Source organism: Pseudomonas baetica, assembly GCF_002813455.1.
GTDB lineage: Bacteria > Pseudomonadota > Gammaproteobacteria > Pseudomonadales > Pseudomonadaceae > Aquipseudomonas > Aquipseudomonas baetica.
On the sequence record NZ_PHHE01000001.1, the window covers coordinates 1824509 to 1841965 of the forward strand.

17 protein-coding genes are annotated in these 17457 nt (G+C 58.7%); 4 read left to right on the forward strand and 13 right to left on the reverse strand.

What is annotated here, in order from left to right; translation table 11 throughout:
* Positions 1-12 precede the first annotated feature (12 nt).
* Entirely contained in the window at positions 13-204 is a 192-nt protein-coding gene (locus tag ATI02_RS08365; protein ID WP_095188997.1) for a DUF6026 family protein, read from the reverse strand.
* A 275-nt stretch (positions 205-479) separates the two neighbouring features.
* On the opposite strand from ATI02_RS08365, the gene gnd reads away from it, so the two are divergent.
* Genes gnd through ATI02_RS08380 form a run of 3 tightly spaced genes read left to right on the forward strand, consistent with a single transcriptional unit; the run spans position 480 to position 3786 of the window.
* A complete protein-coding gene (gene gnd, locus ATI02_RS08370; protein ID WP_095188996.1) occupies positions 480-1460 on the forward strand; it encodes a phosphogluconate dehydrogenase (NAD(+)-dependent, decarboxylating) in 981 nt (326 codons plus the stop codon).
* Positions 1457-2980 carry a glucose-6-phosphate dehydrogenase gene (gene zwf / locus ATI02_RS08375; protein ID WP_095188995.1) on the forward strand — a complete coding sequence of 508 codons (1524 nt, stop codon included), beginning with the start codon at positions 1457-1459 and terminating at the stop codon, positions 2978-2980. The genes gnd and zwf overlap by 4 nt, the downstream gene beginning before the upstream one ends.
* Positions 2977-3786, forward strand: a complete 810-nt coding sequence (locus tag ATI02_RS08380; RefSeq protein WP_100846009.1) for an HAD family hydrolase — start codon at positions 2977-2979, stop codon at positions 3784-3786. Before zwf ends, ATI02_RS08380 begins: the two co-directional genes overlap by 4 nt.
* 125 nt (positions 3787-3911) lie before the next feature.
* Here the strand turns inward: ATI02_RS08380 and nhaB are convergent, their stop codons facing one another.
* The 3 genes from nhaB to ATI02_RS08395 all read right to left on the reverse strand — a co-directional run bounded on the left by nhaB (position 3912) and on the right by ATI02_RS08395 (position 7374).
* The gene (nhaB, locus tag ATI02_RS08385) at positions 3912-5414 is read right to left on the reverse strand and encodes a sodium/proton antiporter NhaB (RefSeq protein ID WP_100846010.1); all 1503 of its coding nucleotides are present in this window, start codon (positions 5412-5414) and stop codon (positions 3912-3914) included.
* 122 nt (positions 5415-5536) lie between these two features.
* Positions 5537-6826 carry a delta-60 repeat domain-containing protein gene (locus ATI02_RS08390; RefSeq protein ID WP_100846011.1) on the reverse strand — a complete coding sequence of 430 codons (1290 nt, stop codon included), beginning with the start codon at positions 6824-6826 and terminating at the stop codon, positions 5537-5539.
* 281 nt (positions 6827-7107) lie between these two features.
* The gene (locus ATI02_RS08395; RefSeq protein ID WP_095188991.1) at positions 7108-7374 is read right to left on the reverse strand and encodes a hypothetical protein; all 267 of its coding nucleotides are present in this window, start codon (positions 7372-7374) and stop codon (positions 7108-7110) included.
* 356 nt (positions 7375-7730) lie between these two features.
* Between ATI02_RS08395 and ATI02_RS08400 the strand changes: the two genes are divergently transcribed.
* Positions 7731-9056 carry a sigma-54 dependent transcriptional regulator gene (locus tag ATI02_RS08400; RefSeq protein ID WP_100846012.1) on the forward strand — a complete coding sequence of 442 codons (1326 nt, stop codon included), beginning with the start codon at positions 7731-7733 and terminating at the stop codon, positions 9054-9056.
* Between the two features lie 84 nt (positions 9057-9140).
* Here the strand turns inward: ATI02_RS08400 and ATI02_RS08405 are convergent, their stop codons facing one another.
* The 9 genes from ATI02_RS08405 to ATI02_RS08445 all read right to left on the reverse strand — a co-directional run bounded on the left by ATI02_RS08405 (position 9141) and on the right by ATI02_RS08445 (position 17361).
* Complete coding sequence (locus tag ATI02_RS08405; RefSeq protein WP_095188989.1) at positions 9141-10448, reverse strand: fibril amyloid transporter FapF; 1308 nt, start codon at positions 10446-10448, stop codon at positions 9141-9143.
* Positions 10449-10493: 45 nt separating this feature from the next.
* The gene (locus ATI02_RS08410) at positions 10494-11240 is read right to left on the reverse strand and encodes a fibril amyloid subunit FapE (protein ID WP_095188988.1); all 747 of its coding nucleotides are present in this window, start codon (positions 11238-11240) and stop codon (positions 10494-10496) included.
* Positions 11241-11284: 44 nt separating this feature from the next.
* A complete protein-coding gene (locus tag ATI02_RS08415) occupies positions 11285-11965 on the reverse strand; it encodes a fibril amyloid maturation endopeptidase FapD (protein WP_095188987.1) in 681 nt (226 codons plus the stop codon).
* Between the two features lie 63 nt (positions 11966-12028).
* On the reverse strand, positions 12029-13024 hold the full coding sequence (locus tag ATI02_RS08420) for an amyloid-like fimbrin subunit FapC (RefSeq protein WP_100846013.1): 996 nt from the start codon (positions 13022-13024) through the stop codon (positions 12029-12031).
* Positions 13025-13092: 68 nt separating this feature from the next.
* On the reverse strand, positions 13093-13665 hold the full coding sequence (locus ATI02_RS08425; RefSeq protein ID WP_100846014.1) for a fibril amyloid subunit FapB: 573 nt from the start codon (positions 13663-13665) through the stop codon (positions 13093-13095).
* A 1-nt stretch (position 13666) separates the two neighbouring features.
* The gene (locus ATI02_RS08430; protein WP_095188984.1) at positions 13667-14116 is read right to left on the reverse strand and encodes a functional amyloid chaperone FapA; all 450 of its coding nucleotides are present in this window, start codon (positions 14114-14116) and stop codon (positions 13667-13669) included.
* A 358-nt stretch (positions 14117-14474) separates the two neighbouring features.
* Complete coding sequence (locus ATI02_RS08435; protein WP_100848438.1) at positions 14475-14999, reverse strand: ATP/GTP-binding protein; 525 nt, start codon at positions 14997-14999, stop codon at positions 14475-14477.
* Complete coding sequence (pnuC, locus tag ATI02_RS08440) at positions 14996-15559, reverse strand: nicotinamide riboside transporter PnuC (RefSeq protein ID WP_095188983.1); 564 nt, start codon at positions 15557-15559, stop codon at positions 14996-14998. Before pnuC ends, ATI02_RS08435 begins: the two co-directional genes overlap by 4 nt.
* Before the next feature lie 167 nt (positions 15560-15726).
* Positions 15727-17361 carry a methyl-accepting chemotaxis protein gene (locus ATI02_RS08445; protein ID WP_100848439.1) on the reverse strand — a complete coding sequence of 545 codons (1635 nt, stop codon included), beginning with the start codon at positions 17359-17361 and terminating at the stop codon, positions 15727-15729.
* Positions 17362-17457: the final 96 nt, after the last annotated feature.

A 17457-nucleotide genomic window follows, 5' to 3' on the forward strand; every position in this document is an offset into this window, starting at 1 on the left:
GACCGCCTTCGATCAGTTATGCAGCGTGCGCAACACCGGCGCCGGCACGCAATCCTGCATGGCTTGAATCTGTTGCAGGCGCTCTTGAAGGTGAGCAACCTCACGCAACAATTGTTCGCGTTCTTCGCGCAGTTGGCGCAATTCGTCGCGACGAACGGTAACGTACAAAGTTTGTGGGGGACGTGCGGTTACAACGTTGTCCATTGCTCACCTCGCAAATGGCATGCATCAACTGTGATTTTGCCGCTCGTTTGCGAGAGGCAGAACACTATCGGCATCAATTTTGGTTTCTTTTGCCTGTGAATGGAACTTTTTTATTTTTCATGGTCGGTGTGTCTTCGGCACGTTTCGAGGCGTTATCTGTCTGGATCGGGCACAATGCCCGGAAACTTCACCCCAGCGCTCTGGACTAACCTCCATTAGTCGCGTTGGGCTATAACCTTTGACACACATTTATTTGTAGTAAGGAGCATCAGCACATGCAACTCGGGATTATTGGACTGGGCCGCATGGGCGGCAATATTGCACGGCGTCTGATGCTCAACGGTCACTCCACCGTTGTTTACGACCGCAATACTGCCTTTGTCGACACCCTGGCCGCCGAGGGCGCTACTGGCGTTGCCGATTTGCCGGCACTGGTCGCAGGCCTGGCCAAGCCGCGTGCGGTTTGGGTCATGCTGCCGGCCGGTGCGCCGACCGAAGACACCATCGAAACCCTGAGCCACCTGCTTGAAGCCGGCGACACCATTATCGACGGCGGCAACACCAACTATAAGGATGACATTCGCCGGGCCAAAACCCTGTCCGAGAAGGGCCTGCACTACATCGATGTCGGCACCTCCGGCGGCGTCTGGGGCCTGGAGCGCGGCTATTGCATGATGATCGGCGGCGACGCCGAAACCGTGACCCGTCTTGATCCGTTGTTCGCCGCTCTGGCGCCGGGCATGGGCGACATTCCGCGCACCAAGGATCGCAAGTCTGATGATCACCGCGCCGAACATGGTTACATCCACGCAGGTCCCGCCGGTGCCGGGCACTTCGTCAAGATGATCCACAACGGCATCGAGTACGGCATGATGGCCGCGTTCGCCGAAGGTTTTGACATCCTCAAGACCAAGTCCAGCGAGCGCCTGCCGGAAGATCAGCGTTTTGATCTGAATGTGGCTGACATCGCCGAAGTCTGGCGTCGTGGCAGCGTGGTTTCTTCCTGGCTGCTCGACCTGACCGCCGATGCACTGGCCAGCGACCCGAAACTTGACGGTTTCTCCGGTTCGGTTGCCGACAGCGGTGAAGGTCAATGGACCATCGAAGCCGCCATGGAGCAAGCGGTGCCGGTCCCGGTGCTGTCCAACTCGCTGTTCTCGCGCTACCGCTCACGTGGCCAGGGCACCTTTGGCGACAAGATTCTTTCGGCCCAGCGCTTCGGCTTCGGCGGCCATGTGGAGACAGCGAAGAAATGACCCATACGATCCGCAGAAAATCCAAGGCAGACCCCGCACCACCGACCACGCTGTTCCTGTTCGGTGCCCACGGCGACCTGGTCAAGCGCTTGCTGATGCCAGCGCTGTACAACCTCAGTCGCGACGGTTTGCTTGACGAGAATCTGCGGATCGTCGGCGTTGACCATAACGCCATTACCGATGAAGCCTTCGCGCAAAAGCTCGAAGACTTCATCCGTACCGAAGTGGCGGCGAAGGTCGGCAAGGGCGATCAGATGCTTGATCCGGCCTTGTGGGCCAAGCTTGCCAAAGGCATCAGCTACGTTCAGGGCGATTTCCTGGACGACAGCACTTATTCTGCGCTGGCGGCGAAAATCGCCGACAGCGGCACTGGCAATGCGGTGTTCTACCTGGCCACCGCACCGCGATTCTTCAGCGAAGTGGTGCGCCGACTGGGCGCTGCCCAATTGCTTGAAGAAACCCCCGAAGCGTTCAGAAGGGTGGTGATCGAGAAGCCGTTCGGCTCCGATCTGCAAACCGCCGAAGCACTGAACGCCTGTTTGCTCAAGGTGATGTCCGAGAAGCAGATCTATCGGATCGACCATTACCTGGGCAAGGAAACCGTGCAGAACATTCTGGTCAGCCGGTTCTCCAACAGCCTGTTCGAAGCGTTCTGGAACAACCATTACATCGACCACGTGCAAATCACCGCCGCCGAAACCGTCGGCGTCGAAACCCGTGGCAGTTTTTACGAACACACCGGCGCACTGCGTGACATGGTGCCCAATCACCTGTTCCAGTTGCTGGCCATGGTCGCCATGGAGCCGCCAGCCGCGTTCGGCGCTGATGCGGTGCGCGGCGAAAAAGCCAAAGTGGTTGGCGCGATCCGTCCATGGACGGTGGAAGAGGCGCGGGCCAACTCGGTACGCGGCCAATACAGCGCGGGTGAAGTCGGCGGTAAAGCGCTGGCCGGTTATCGCGAAGAGGCCAACGTCTCGCCCGACAGCAACACCGAAACCTACGTCGCGCTGAAAGTGATGATCGACAACTGGCGCTGGGTCGGCGTGCCGTTCTACCTGCGCACCGGTAAACGCATGAGCGTGCGTGATACCGAAATCGTCATCTGCTTCAAACCGGCGCCATACGCGCAATTTCGCGATACCGAAGTCGACGAGTTGCAGCCAACGTATCTGCGCATCCAGATCCAGCCCAACGAAGGCATGTGGTTTGACCTGTTGGCCAAGCGGCCGGGGCCGGCGCTGAACATGGCCAACATCGAGCTGGGGTTTGCCTACAAGGACTTCTTCGAGATGCAGCCGTCGACCGGTTACGAAACGCTGATCTACGACTGCCTGACCGGCGATCAGACGCTGTTCCAGCGTGCCGACAACATCGAGAACGGCTGGCGCGCCGTGCAGCCGTTCCTCGACGCCTGGCAACAGGACGCGAGCGTGCAAACGTACGCGGCTGGTGAAGACGGCCCGCAGGCTGCCGAAGACTTGCTGACTCGCGATGGTCGCGTCTGGCACGGTCTGGGATGAGCCAGCCGATCCGTTTTCTTCTGAGCGACATGGACGGCACGCTGTTGCTGCCCGACCACACACTGAGCCAACGCACAGTCGCCGCTGTGCGCTCTTTGCGCGAGGCAGGCGTGTTGTTCAGCCTCGCCACCGGGCGCCCGCCGAAAGCCATGTTGCAGCAGATCGAAGCCTTGGGCGTCGATCTGCCGACGGCGGCGTTCAATGGCGGCACCATCGTCAATCCGGACGGCAGCCTGCTGGCGGCGCACTACTTGCCGGGGACCACTGCACTGATTGCCTTGGCGACGTTCGCGGATCAACCGGACGTCGAAGTCTGGGTGTTCAGCGGCGGCGATTGGCTGGTCAAGGACGCCAACGGCCCGATGGTACCGCGCGAGCAGCACGGCCTCGGCTATCCGCCAGTGGTGGTCGAGAGCTTTGAACCGTATCTGGAGCGCATCGACAAGATCGTCGCCACCAGCAACAACACCGGGTTTCTGATCGAGCTGGAGGCGCGCCTGTTGCCCAAGGTCAACGGCATGGCGCAAGTCTCGCGCTCACAGCCGGTGTATCTGGACGTGACGGCGCTGGAAGCCAACAAGGGCACCGCGCTAGCAACCATTGCTGCGCATCTTGGCATCCCTCTGGAGCAGACCGCGGCGATTGGCGATGGCGGCAACGATCCGGCAATGTTCCATTGCGCGGGCTTGTCGATTGCCATGGGGCAGGCGGAGGAGGCGGTACGGCGTCAGGCGGATGTCGTCACTGCGCCGAACACCGAAGATGGCGTGGCCCAGGCAATCGAGCAGTACATCCTCCCTCGCTGACCCAATCGGAAAACCCAATGTGGGAGCGAGCCTGCTCGCGAAAGCGGTGTGTCATTCAACGAATCCGTTGTCTGTCACTCCCTCTTCGCGAGCAGGCTCGCTCCCACAGGTTTGTTCAGTGCTTGTTAGAGCCAGTAGCTGACGGCGTACCAGCCCAACAGCCCCATCACAATCGTGTACGGCAACGCCATCCACACCATCCGCCCATAAGACAATCGCACCAGCGGCGCAACCGCCGAGGTCAGCAGAAACAGAAAAGCGGCCTGCCCGTTCGGCGTCGCCACACTCGGCAAATTGGTACCGGTGTTGATCGCAATGGCCAGCGTCTCGAAGTGCTCGCGGCTCATGTGTCCGGCCAGAAATGCCTGTTTCACTTCGGTGATGTAAATGGTCGCGACAAACACGTTGTCACTGATCGCCGACAGCAGGCCATTGGCAATAAACAGCATGCCCGGTTGTTGATCCATTGGCAGCGCCAGCACCCATTCAATCAGCGGCACAAACAGCTGTTGATCGTGAATCACCGCCACCACGGCAAAGAACACCACCAGCAAAGCGGTAAACGGCATGGCGTCCTTGAACGCGCTGCCCAGACGATGCTCGTCGGTGATCCCGGTAAACGCGGTGATCAACACGATCACCATCAAACCGATCAGGCCAACTTCAGCGACGTGAAAGGCCAGGCAGCCGATCAGGATCAGCGCCGCAGCGCCTTGTACCAGCAGCGCCGCACGTTGGCGCGAGGTGCGCTCGGCGTTGTCTTCAGCCGCGTAATTGGTCAGGACGGCACGAACGTTGTCCGGTAGCAGCGTGCCGTAACCGAACCAGCGCAGTTTCTCCAGCAATACGCAGGTCACCAGACCTGCAGCCAGTACCGGCAAGGACACGGGCGCGACTTTCAGGAAGAATTCGGCGAAATGCCAGCCCATTTCATGGCCGATCAGCAAGTTCTGCGGCTCGCCCACCAGTGTGCAGACACCACCAAGCGCCGTGCCGACGGCGCCGTGCATCAGCAGGCTGCGCAGGAACGCGCGAAACTGATTCAGATCATCGTGATGTAGCGTTGGCAGGTGCTGGTCATCGCTGAATTCGCTGTCCTGACGTGGATCGTTGCCCGAGGCCACCCGGTGGTACACCGAGTAAAACCCCACCGCCGCGCTGATGATCACGGCGGTGACCGTCAAGGCATCGAGAAACGCCGAAAGAAACGCGCAGAGAAAGCAGAACATCAGCGCCAGTGCCGCTTTCGAGCGCACGCCCAGCAACAGCCGCGAGAACAGAAACAGCAGCAGGTCTTTCATGAAGTAGATGCCAGCCACCATGAACATCAGCAGCAGGATCACCGGAAAGTTGTGCACCAGTTCGTCGTAGAGCGCCTGTGGCGTGGTCATCTTCAGCAGCAGGGCTTCGATCAGCAATAGGCCGCCGGGCATCAGCGGGTAGCACTTTAGAGCCATGGCCAAGGTGAAGATGAACTCGATCACCAACAGCCAGCCAGCCGCGACGGGGCCGACGGTGAACAGCGCCACGGCATTGAGGATCAGAAATCCGACGATGGTCGCCTTATACCAGCGTGGCGAGTGCCCGAGAAAATTGTGCGCGAACGCCTGGGCCATTGAAGCGGACATCGCTTGCTCCTTGTTTTAAAGAAGCGCGCAAGTTGCCGGATGTGTCAGCCAAGTTCAAGGCTTAACTGCGTGAATACAGTCCTTTATCGCAGCCTTCGGCAGCTTCTACACGAAGCGAGTTGTTACAGGTTGGTGTAGCGCGCAACCATCGCCCGGTAATTTCCATCCAGCGAGTAGCCTCCGACCAGAATCGCCCCCTCTGCTTGCACCGCCAGTGAATTGGCGGTATCGAGGCTTCGTCCCAAGCGCGTGCGCAACCAGCCCCGGCTTTGGCCGAAGCTCGGGTCCAGGCTGCCATCGAGCCGATAGCGGGCGACGATGAAATCCGCCTCAATCCCGCCAATGGTCGCGCCGACGGCGATGATCCGGCCGTCCGCCATGCGTTGGGCGGCGCTCCACTGGCAGCCGCTGTGGCCGATATCCAGCAAATGCGGCTGGTCGCCATTGCAATGTAAATCCGGGCGGCCATTGCCGTGCAGGCGGAAGGACAGACAGCGGATCGGGTCACGACTGCTGCCAAAGCAGTGCAGCGTGTCGTCGGACTCAATGATCTGACTGACCAGAGCGCTGTTGCCCTGAGCCTTGAATGCCATAAAGCCGTCCACTGCAAAGCGTTCATCGAGTCGCCCATCGGGCAGGTAACGCGCCAGCAGACCTTCCTGGGGAAAATCGATGGAGCCGCCCACCAGAATTCGCCCATCCTCCTGCAACAGCAGGCTGCCGAGCCAGGTGTTAAGCAACAAATGACGGATCATCACAAAGCCGCGACCGTTGAAGGTTTCATCCAGGTGGCCGTCGGGTTTGAGGCGAATCAGCATGCCGGCATGGTCGGCGAGTTCGAAATGATGATTGGCGATCAGCACAATGTGCCCGTCATCCTGCACCGCAAAATCGCAGGCCTCTGCGCCCGGCACTCCAGGCGGTAGCCAGCTGTCGCGGGTGCCCATGGACAAGTCGCCCGGCAGGCGCACCACTTGGTAACCCTTGTCTCCAAAGGATTGATCCGGCCGGCCGTGCGCATCGAACAGGGCGAGGGCGGGCAGGGTGCGACGGCTGTTTTCATAATGCAGGCCGGCCAGCAGGATTCGTCCATCGGGCAGCGCCTGGACTTTGCCGGCCATGGCTTCGAAGCCTTTGGCAAACGTGTCGATCACGCTGCCCTGAACACCAAAAGACAGATCGGCGGAGCCATCGGCGAGCAATCGGGCAAGGCCGAAACGGCTGCCCTCGGCAACGCCGACTTTGGCCGCGACCAGAATCCGCCCTTGGGCATCGAGCGCCAGATCCTGGGTCAGGCTGCACTCGCTGTCGGCAAAGTACACCTGAGCGACGCCCCTGACGGCGAAGGTCGGGTCGAGTTGACCGGCATTATTGAACAACGACGGCAGCGCATAAGTGTTCTGGTTGGACATGCACGCATCTCCTTGCGAGTGACCAAAGCCGAATACCGGTCGGGTAACTGCATGAGCGGAACATTCAAAACCTGAACAGGGAGAAGTACAACTGTAAGAAATAACAGGTGGAGGGTCGCACTGTGCCAGAACAGTGTCTTTTTGAACCAGTCGCAAGCGTGCCAAGCAATTACACAAGAATGCGCGGTTGAAAGTTGTACAGAAGCATGGCGAATTAAAAAGCAAGAACAACTAAGGCGAGAAGGGCGGATGACTGAAAAGTCATCCGCATCGCCCGGTTATCAGTGTGGCATTGACCACGATTGCAGCGTGTAACCTTCATCGCTCAGTTCGGCGCGGGCTTGCTGCAAAAGTTGCTCAAGCTGTGCCGGGTCGGAATAAGCACTGCTTGGAATTTGTTTACGACCGATGTGGGAGTTGGTGCGGTCGATAACGGTCAGGCTCAGTTCGCCATTGCCGTCTTGTGGTGCCCAGGCCACGCACTGGAAAGGTTTGAACGCGTGGTTGGCAATCAAAAGAGCTTCGTTGATACGGAGCGGGGCGGTCATGGGGTCTTCTCTCTGTAGTGCCCAATCAAATGATCTGCCGTCGGTTGGGCTTACCGTTCGGCTGGTTACTTGTACTGATGCACGCAACCGGGGAGCAGGTCACACACGAAACAAAGAAATTTCAACTTTCTTTCAGTTGTCGGGTTACACGAGCGATGTTGAAAGCCTGGTGAAAGCTTTTAAAGAGGAGGTAAGTCGATAGCTGACTAACAACTGCGCTACTTATAACAAGTTTGCTTGTACACCTATAAGCAATCGATACAAGGCCCTGTCAAAATCTTGCTAATGTTACAGCCAGGTCTGCCAAATGACTGTTTTTACAACCATTTCATAAAATTTGGCGCCAAGGAACAGTCATGATCGAAGCGCCTGCGTTACGACGTTTACTGGTGGTCGACCCTTGTGACGACTGCCATCGCTTATTACCGGGTTTGCGCGCGGTAGGCTGGGATGTCGACAGTTGTACGCTGGAAAATGCTGCCGATCGCAGCTGCGATGTCGGCCTTTTGCGTTTACAGCCTTTTCACCTCGAACGCCCCGAAGCGGTCAAGGAGCTGATAAGCCGCAGTGGTACCGAATGGATCGCGGTGCTCAATCAGGAAGTCCTGCGTTTACAGAACGTCGGTGACTTTGTCTGTGAATGGTTTTTCGATTTTCATACCTTGCCATTCGACGTGTCGCGGGTGCAGGTCACCCTTGGCCGTGCGTTCGGCATGGCGCGCCTGCGCGGGCAGGGCACGATCCACGTGGATCAACCCGAACACGAACTGCTGGGCGACAGCAAACCGATTCGCGAACTGTGCAAATTGCTCAGTAAACTGGCGCCCACCGAATCGCCGGTGCTGATCCGTGGCGAAAGCGGTACCGGCAAAGAACTGGTCGCGCGTACGCTGCATCGTCAGTCCCAGCGCCACAGCAAACCGTTTGTGGCGATCAACTGCGGGGCGATTCCCGAGCATCTGATTCAGTCCGAGCTGTTTGGTCATGAAAAAGGCGCGTTTACCGGCGCCCATCAGCGCAAGGTCGGGCGTATTGAGGCGGCCAACGGTGGCACCTTGTTCCTCGATGAAATCGGTGATCTGCCACTGGAGCTACAAGCCAATCTGCTGCGCTTTCTCCAGGAAAAACACATTGAGCGGGTCGGTGGCAGTCAGCCAATCCCGGTGGATGTTCGCGTGTTGGCGGCGACCCACGTCGACCTCGAAGCGGCTATCGAGAACAAGCGCTTTCGCGAAGACCTGTATTACCGCCTCAACGTCCTGCAAGTCGTCACCGCGCCATTGCGCGAACGTCACGGTGATCTGTCGATGCTGGCCAACCATTTTTCCCATTTCTACAGCCACGAAACCGGGCGCCGGCCGCGCAGCTTCAGTGAAGATGCACTGATTGCCATGGGCAAGCATGACTGGCCGGGCAACGTGCGTGAACTGGCCAACCGCGTGCGCCGTGGCTTGGTTCTGGCCGAAGGCCGGCAGATCGAGGCGCGGGATCTGGGGCTGATCAGCCAGCACTCGATCGCCACACCCATGGGCACGCTGGAAGACTACAAGACCCGCGCCGAGCGCCAGGCACTGTGCGACGTGTTGAATCGGCACAGTGACAACCTCAGCGTTGCTGCCAAGGTGCTTGGTGTGTCACGACCAACGTTCTATCGCTTGTTGCACAAGCATCAGATTCGTTAAAACCGAAGATCAAAAGAGCGCAGCCTGCGACAGCTCCTACAGGGTCTACCTGTGTAGGCGCTGTCGCAGGCTGCGCTCTTTGCTTTAGAAGTAATACGGGAATTTCAGGCTGAAGGAAAAGTCCGGGGCGTCATCGGTCAAACCGATGGACAGGTTGGGCACGATGGTCAGGTTGTCGGTGGCCGCAATGGTCATGCCGACGTTGAAGTAACCGGCGTTGGCGTCACTGGACACCACCGATTGCCAATCACCGCCATCCTGTTTCAGCTTGCTCTTGCGCTGCACCAGGTCAGACATCGAGAACGACATACTCATTTTCTCGTTCAACGCGAAAGCGACACCGGCACCAATCTGGAAGCTGTCGCCGATCTTCACCTTGCCCGGGTTTTTCTGGTTGACGGTGGAGCTGATGTCGTCGAACGACTCTTCAAGGTTGTGGGTGTAGGACAGACTGCCGAACAGCACCGCCGGGTCGAACGTCTTGACCAGCGAGATGCCGGGCGTGACCGACCAGACGCCGTTGCCGGTGGGCAGGGTGTCAGGTACGAACAGGTTGCTGTTGGCATCGGTCTGGCGCAGTTTGATGCCGAACGGGTCCTTGCCGGTTGGCGCCTTGACGCGCAAGGTCACCACGGCGTCCGGGGTGTTGACCGACTCGTCGAGGAATTTGTAAGCGATGCCGAAGTTAACGTCACCGATGGTTGGATCGCGGTCGACGTCCTGCTCGGTGGTGACGTTGGAGGCACCGCCATTGCCGCCGCCGGATTGATAGGTCGAACTGCGATAGACCACCGGCACGTTCAGGTCGAACTGCCAGCGGTTGTCGAAGTTGTAGCGACCGGTCAGATCCAGCGTCCAGGTATCGGCCTTGATCCGGTCCAGGTTGATATTGCCGAGGAAGATCGAGTCCAGCGCGAGAAACCCGTTGAGAATCAACTGACGGGTGTCGTAGCGCGAATAAGTGATGCCGGTTTCAACGCTGAACTTGCCGCCACCGAAGAAGCCACTGGCCTCGTCATACAGGTTGGAGACACTTTGCGCCGGTTGCGAATCGTCGGCCAGCGATTGGCCGTAGGAAGCGCCACTGCCCCCAGCAGCGCCCCCGGACGCGGCTGCGGCTCCGGTACCGGCGGCCACCCTCTGGTTGCCTTTCATGTCGGACGGCGATTTGGCCAGACGTTTTGGGGGCGGGGCGACGGGTTGATCTTCGACCTGGCGAACTCGCTGCTCAAGTACCGCCAGGGCTTTTTGTTGTACTTCGTATCGTTGCTTAAGCTCCAGAAGTTCCTGTTTCAGAGCTTCTACATCGGCGTTCGGTGCCGCTTGCAGCATCGCCGCCGGTAGAAGAGTGCTCAGACATACAGCGGCACGCAGTGATACTGATCGATACATGAATAAGCCGTCCCTTTAAGCCCAATGATCGAGACTCAGCGTAGTTCAATATCCAATATTGCGTAGAGCCCTGAGTTGAGTCAGGTTGCAGTCCAGTGCGCCGGCGCTCATGCCGTTATTGTTCAGTACGACGTTGAGTTGGGTCATGTTGTTGACCATGTTGGCACTGCCGAGCAGGCGGGTGTTCTGCAGCAAGCCACCCTGGGCGACTTGTTGCAGGGCGGTGCCCTGATTGCCGGAAGCCTGAATGGCCATTTGGACGCCACCGCTGGTAGCTGAAACCGCAACGTTACCGGCGGCATTACTGCCTGTGATGGTCTGTCCAGCCACTAACGCCTGCCCCTGCTGAGGTAACAAAGCGGGCGCCTGAGCGGCTTCCCTGACGTTAATCGCGACGTTGTTGCTGGCGGTGTTGTCGTCGCCGGCGGCGCGTACGCTTTGGGTCACGCCCTGGCTGCTGTTAAGTCCCGCCCCGCCGATAACACTGCCCGTGCCCAGTGTTGGCGTGCTGCCGTTGCCATGCTCCTTGATTGTCTGGACATAGAACTCGGGTTTTACGGTTGATGCCTGAAGTTGCATCGACGTCGATGCGCCGATCAGGTCACCGCTGGCGTTGCGCCAGGTACTGCTCATGACAATGCCGAAGCTGATAATCCGCCCCGGCATGACGTAACGACCGCGTAGCTCGGACAGTTCCTTGTCCTGTATTTCGATAGGTTTGAATCCTGCATTGGCATAGCCTGACGCACTTGCTGCCAGGCAGGCGGCGGCCAGCCAGTATGAGGTTTTCATTTGCTGCTCCCGGGACATCCAGCCCCATTCTTTATAATCGGCGATTAAAAGAAGTCGCTCTGTATGAACCCGAAGTCCATCAATTCAGCATCTTTGACAGGGTTGAAGCCATCCAGCTTGTTCTTGGCCGTCAGGGGTGTCGGCGGGCTGCGCAAGGCGTTGGCCTTGTCATAACCGGGGCCGACGATGGCGAAGACAATGCCGTTCCAACCTTTGACAAAGTCATCATGGGAGTAGCGTTTGTGGCCCAGAACCGGGTCTGCGATGTAAACCCAATCCTTGTCCGCACGCTGCAACACCACGAAATGCTTGTAGCCGCGAATTTCGATCAGTACCACCACCGGTATTGTTACCGCGTCGAGTTTTTCCGGTGGAATCTTGTAGCCCCTGGCGCGCATGCCGATGCTTTCTATGTAGCGCTTCATGTCGAGCATGGAAAAACCCTGAGTACGAACAAGGTCCTGGTCAGCGTTGACCAGCATGCCTTTGATAATGTGCTCCTCATCGACGTCGAGCCAATAGCCTTGGCGTAACACCGTGGCCAGTGCGGCGGCGCCGCAACTGAAGTCGGTTTTCTGTTCGACGATGTCGGCAAACTTGCGCTCACGAATACTTTGCACGTTCTTGTAGACGAGTACGCCACCTGGCAGGGCAGCGATAGGCATCTGGGCAGCCTGAGTCAGGCCAGACAGGCAAAGCAGAGCGAGAAGGGCAGTCTTACGCATGATCGATACGCCTTTACGGACTGAGGAAAAGCCCCGTTTCCGGGGCTTTCGTTTCGATCGCGATTACATGCAGGCTTTGCAACCTGCAGCGATGGACAGCGAGTTGCTTTGTTGGTTACCCACACCAGCGGCGTTGTTGTAACCAGCGTTACCGGAGAAGTTGTTACCAACGTTGGAGACGTTTGCGTTGTTGGTCACAGGGTTTTTCCAGCCATCCGGGGTCAGCACTTGTTGCGTGGTTACGCCAGCGAGACCGAATACACCCACAGCTTCGAAGGTGGCTTTCTGATCTTTGCTGCCGCCGTAGCCGCCATTGCCGCGGTCATTGCCGCCATAACCGCCGCCATGGCCTTTATCACCTTCGATGGTAGCCTTGCCAACGGCAGCGAACGCGCCGACGGCGGCCACGGTGCCAGTGAGGGTATCTTTTTTGTAGACTTGAGTGCCGTTGTTGGACACCACCAGACCTGTGGAGCTTTGGTTCGCAGCAGCAGCGGCGTTAGCTACACGACCACCCGATACAGCAATTGCCAGGTTGTTTTTCTGTTGGTTGAAGTTGCCAGCACTGTTGTTCACACCAATGTTGCCGGAACCGCCGTTACCCACGTTGTTGAGGTTGGCGTTGTTGGTTGTCGAGTAGTTGGCAACCGCGTTGTTGTTGTTGACCTGGGTGGCGCTGGAAACGGCCACGGCAGTGCCGAAGATGAAACTTTCATCGGCAGTAGCCAGTGCAGCAGCGTTGTCTTGTTGGTTGCCATCGCCGGCGGTGTTGTTCATGCCGACGTTGCCGTTGGTGCCGTTTGCCGAGTCTCTGACGCTGGCATCATTTTTGGTGCCTTGGTTGCCGACCAGGTTGCCATCGCTGTTTTGGGTGTCGAGTACAGCAGCGCCGGCGCCAGCGCCGATTTGCAGCAGTTGTTCTAAAGTTGGCCCTTTCGGCCCGTGATTATTGCCGTGCCCATTACCATGATCGTCATCACGACCGCCTGCCTGTGCTGCGATTGCCATCACTGCTGCAAGTGCGAAAACCAGTGGTTTGAGAGCCATTGTAGGTTTCATGGTGTTTCTCCGTGCTTATTAGTTGGTTAAGTGTTGGTACTTTCTAATTGCACTGCTTTTTATTTGGGTCAGTCTGCGACCCGGATGCTCAGGGTGTTAGCCATTCGGTTCCCCACCCCGGCACTCTGGTTCACCTGGATTACCCCGCGGCTGCCGGTGAAGGCCTGATCACTTGTCGTGACCTGGCGACTGCCGGGTGAGGTACCAGTTGCTCCTGAGCTCGGTAACAACGCCACGTTCTGTTGCGAAAGGGCGCTATCGTCAACGCTCTGCGGGGCAGCACTGATGCTGACGCGCGTCACGTTGGCCATCTGGTTGTTGGCCCCGGCGCCCTGGTTCACGCCCAGGATCCCGTTGCCGTTGCTGAAAGAGTTGCCGCCAATGGTTGCGCTGGCATTGGTCGCCGCACTGGCGGGTGTATCGAGGTGCTGCCGGACGTTGGTCGTGGCGCTGGCCGAAGTGCCGATGGCAATGGCCTTGGTGTTGGCCTGTTGCATCTGGTCACCGGCGGCCTGGTTGACGTTGTAGTTGCCGCGGTACTGGATGCCGGTGTCCTGAATGTTCGCGTTGTTAACCGAGTTGGAGTCGGCCATCGCGTTGGCGCAGCCGAGAAGGGCGAGCAGCACAAGGGTGCGATTCATCTTATTGGCCTCCAGCCATGCGGGTCAGCGGAGCAAGGCCGGAGCTCATTGCGCGATTGACCGTGTTGGAGATTGAACTGCCAGCACCGCCGCCGTGACCGCCGTTCATGCCGGGCAGGCCATTGGGATTGGTCAGAGTGTTCATGCCGGGCATGTTCGCCGTCGGGGTGGTGATGTTGCCGCGAATCGAAGAGCCACTGGCAACACTGGCAAACTCACCGTCATTGAGTTCGGTACTGCCCATCGCCTGGTTAATGCGAGCGGAAGGGTTGGCATTGACTGTGGTCGGATAGGGGTCTTTGCCGCCGCTGCGACCGATAGGGATCGGCTGAACATCGCGATTGAGCACGATCACGCCATTGCCTTCGGCCTGAACGTTAGAAGTGATGAATGCGCTGGCTGCTGATCCAATCAGCAGTAGGCAGGTCAAACTTTTATTGAAGTTCCCCACGGCGGCAATTCCTTCTTCAGCGGGCTGCAACTTGTCAGCGTTGGAAAGGAGAGAGCGAAAGCCGTGCCGCTTTTGAGTTTTTCAGTTATTTCAATGGCTTGCCTGATCGAGACGGCAGACTGACCAACATGCTGTTTCAACCTTGAAACACACCGCGTTCCGGCGACGTGTCTATTGGCTGAGCAAAGCTCTGGAACAAGGGTTTGCGGGGATGTGTTTCATCAGCGTAACAAGGCGCATGACAAAGCCATGAAGGCCGCTGAAACGGCCACTTTGCACGCGCACGAGTGTTTCAGGAATGGACACTTTGCCCCCATTACAGGGGGAAATGGTGGGGCGGATGACCCAAAAAGCAGGGTCACTCGTGCAACAAGCGCTCGACCTCTGCAAAGGCTTGCGCCTGTCGCTCGGCCCAACTGCCCTGAATTATCCGGACGGGCTGGCGGTGTTGCGCCAACCAGGCGGCAGTGGCGTTAAAAAAGCTCAAACGCTCTTGCAGATCCGGTTGGCAGCGCTGGCCGTCATCGGTCCAGTCGATCTGCTCGGGGGAAAGTAAAAGGTGCAGGTCGTAATGCCGGGCCAGCAATTGCGGCTCCAGCCACGCCGGGCAATCGCCAAACAGGGCCTGGCTCCAGAGCATGTTGCTGAGCAAATGGGTGTCGAGAATCAGCAGGGGTGGCCGTTGCGCCCGCGCCTGATCCTCCCACTGCAATTGGCCGCGAGCGATCTCGGGAATGTCGGCCAGACAGGTATCGCGCGGATTCTGCTCGATAAAAAAGCGCACATATTCGTCCACCCGCAAGCCGCCGAACCGTTGCTGAAGGCCCGCCGCCAGCCAGCTCTTGCCGGTCGACTCCGGACCGGTCAGAACCACGACCTTCATGTGCGCAGCGCCGGGTCGGCGCGCCATTCGCGCCAGCCTTGAATGGCAATCAGGGTAAACAACGCGTACAGGGCTGCGGTGAGGTACAGGCCCTTGTAAAGGAACAGGCCGACGAAAATCACGTCGAGCACGAACCACAACGCCCAGCATTGCAGGCGCTTTTGCGCCATCCATAATTGCGCGACCAGGCTAAACCCGGTCAGCGCCGCATCCAGCCACGGTTGCGCGGCGTCAGTCCAATGCGCCATGGCTGCCCCCAGCAACAGGCTGCCGACGGCACCGCCAGCCAAACCGAGCCCTACCGATTGCCGATCAAGGCGGGTAACGGCGCGGCCGTCATGCATCGTCCCGGCACGGGTCCATTGCCACCAGCCGTAAACCTGCAGCGCGGCGTAGATCACTTGCAGCAACATGTCCGAGTACAGCTTCACTTCAAAGAAGATCCAGCTATAAAGCAGCACCATGACCAGCCCGATCGGCCAGCACCACGGATTCTGTTTGACCGTCAGCCAGACGGCGATCACGCCGAGGGCGGCGGCAAACAGTTCAAGCCCGGACATGGGGGTTCCTTGGGGGGAGTGAAAGAAGGGGGCGGATTGTACTGCATTGGCCAGAACACAGAAGAACCCTGTGGGAGCGAGCCTGCTCGCGAAGGCGCTGTGTCAGCAAAGGAAGCATTAACTGACATGACGCTTTCGCGAGCAGGCTCGCTCCCACAGTTTTTGGGTTAGACGCGGAACTGGCGCAGGAGGGCGTTGAGTTGTTCGCTCAGTTGGCCAAGTTTCAGGCTGGCCGCACTCGATTGCTCCGCCGCAATGGCCGTGCTGTGCGAGAGCCCGGCCGCTTGCGTGACGTTCTGGTTGATGTCCTCGACCACATGCGCCTGTTGCAGCGTGGCGCTGGCAATCGAGGCATTCAGACCATTGAGATTACGTAACGCCTGACCGATCGCATTCAGGCTGGCACCCGCGAGCCCGGCCTGTTCGATGGTCAGTTGTGAGGCTTTGCTGCTGTCGCCGATCACCTTGACCGCCGCTTCGGAGTGGTTTTGCAGGCGCTCGATCATCGTCTGGATCTCCGCGGTCGACTTTTGCGTACGCTGCGCGAGCAAACGCACCTCATCCGCGACCACGGCAAAGCCGCGACCCTGTTCGCCGGCCCGCGCCGCCTCAATGGCCGCGTTGAGCGCCAGCAGGTTGGTCTGCTCGGCAATCGAGCGGATCACTTCCAGCACGCTGCCGATCTGAGTGCTTTCGGCTGCCAGGGTGCGAATCACTTCCACCGCTTGATCAATGGTCCCGGACAACTTGTCGATCTGTTGCAGACTGCCGTCTATATTGATCTGGCCCTGTTGGGCCTGGGCTTCGGCGTCGCGCATTTCTGCCGCCGCATGCTCGGCGTTCTTCGCCACGTCCTGAACGCCGTAGGTCACCTCGTTGATCGCGGTGGCCACCAGTTCCATCTGCTGCGATTGTTGCTGGCTGCGTTGCTGGGCCTGCGAGGCATCGTTACCCAGTTCGCTGGACGACTGGCCAAGTGCGCTGGCCGACACCTGCAAGTCGCCGATCACCCGGCGCAACTTGGCGGTGAACGCGTTGAAGTGATGGGCAAGCTCAGTGACTTCATCTTTGCCGTGGGTATCGAGGCTGCGGGTCAGGTCGCTTTCGCCGCTGGCAATATTGGCCATGGCGTTCACGGTTTCCTGCAACGGGCGCACGATGCTGCGGGCGATCAGGATCACCAGCAACGCCATGATCACGGCAATCACCAAGCCTATGACCGTCGCCTTGATCACCTGACTCTTGAATTCGGCCTGCACATCATCGACGTACACCCCGGAGCCGAGCACCCAGCCCCACGGCTCGAACAGCTTGACGTAGGAGGTCTTGGCCACCGGCTCACTGGCACCCGGTTTTGGCCAGCGGTAATCGACCATGCCGGCGCCTTTGGACCTGGCAATGGCAACCATCTCGTTGAACACCGCAAAACCATCCGGGTCGCGGATCGCCGAGAGGTTCTGGCCTTCGAGTTTGGGATTGGTCGGGTGCATGACCATCACGGGCGTGAGGTCGTTGATCCAGAAATAGTCGCTCTGGTCATAGCGCAGGCCACGGATGGCGGTGAGCGCCTGTTTCTGCGCGGCTTCTTTAGTCAGAGCACCAGTGGCTTCCAGTTCGTGGTAATAGCTCAACAAACCGCTGGCGGTCTGCACCACATGCTGGGTTTTCTGGGCCTTGGCGTGATACAGTTCATCGTGAATCTGCTTGAGCATCAACACGCCCAAGGTCAGCAACATGACCACTGCCACAATCAAGATGAGCCACAAGCGTCGGCTGATCGACACACTGCGCAAGCTGTTCATAACGCTGTCACTCCGGATTTTTTTCTTGTAATAAATCAACGCCAGCATCCAATCACGTTTTCAGTGATCGGGCATACGCGACCCAAGTCGTATAAC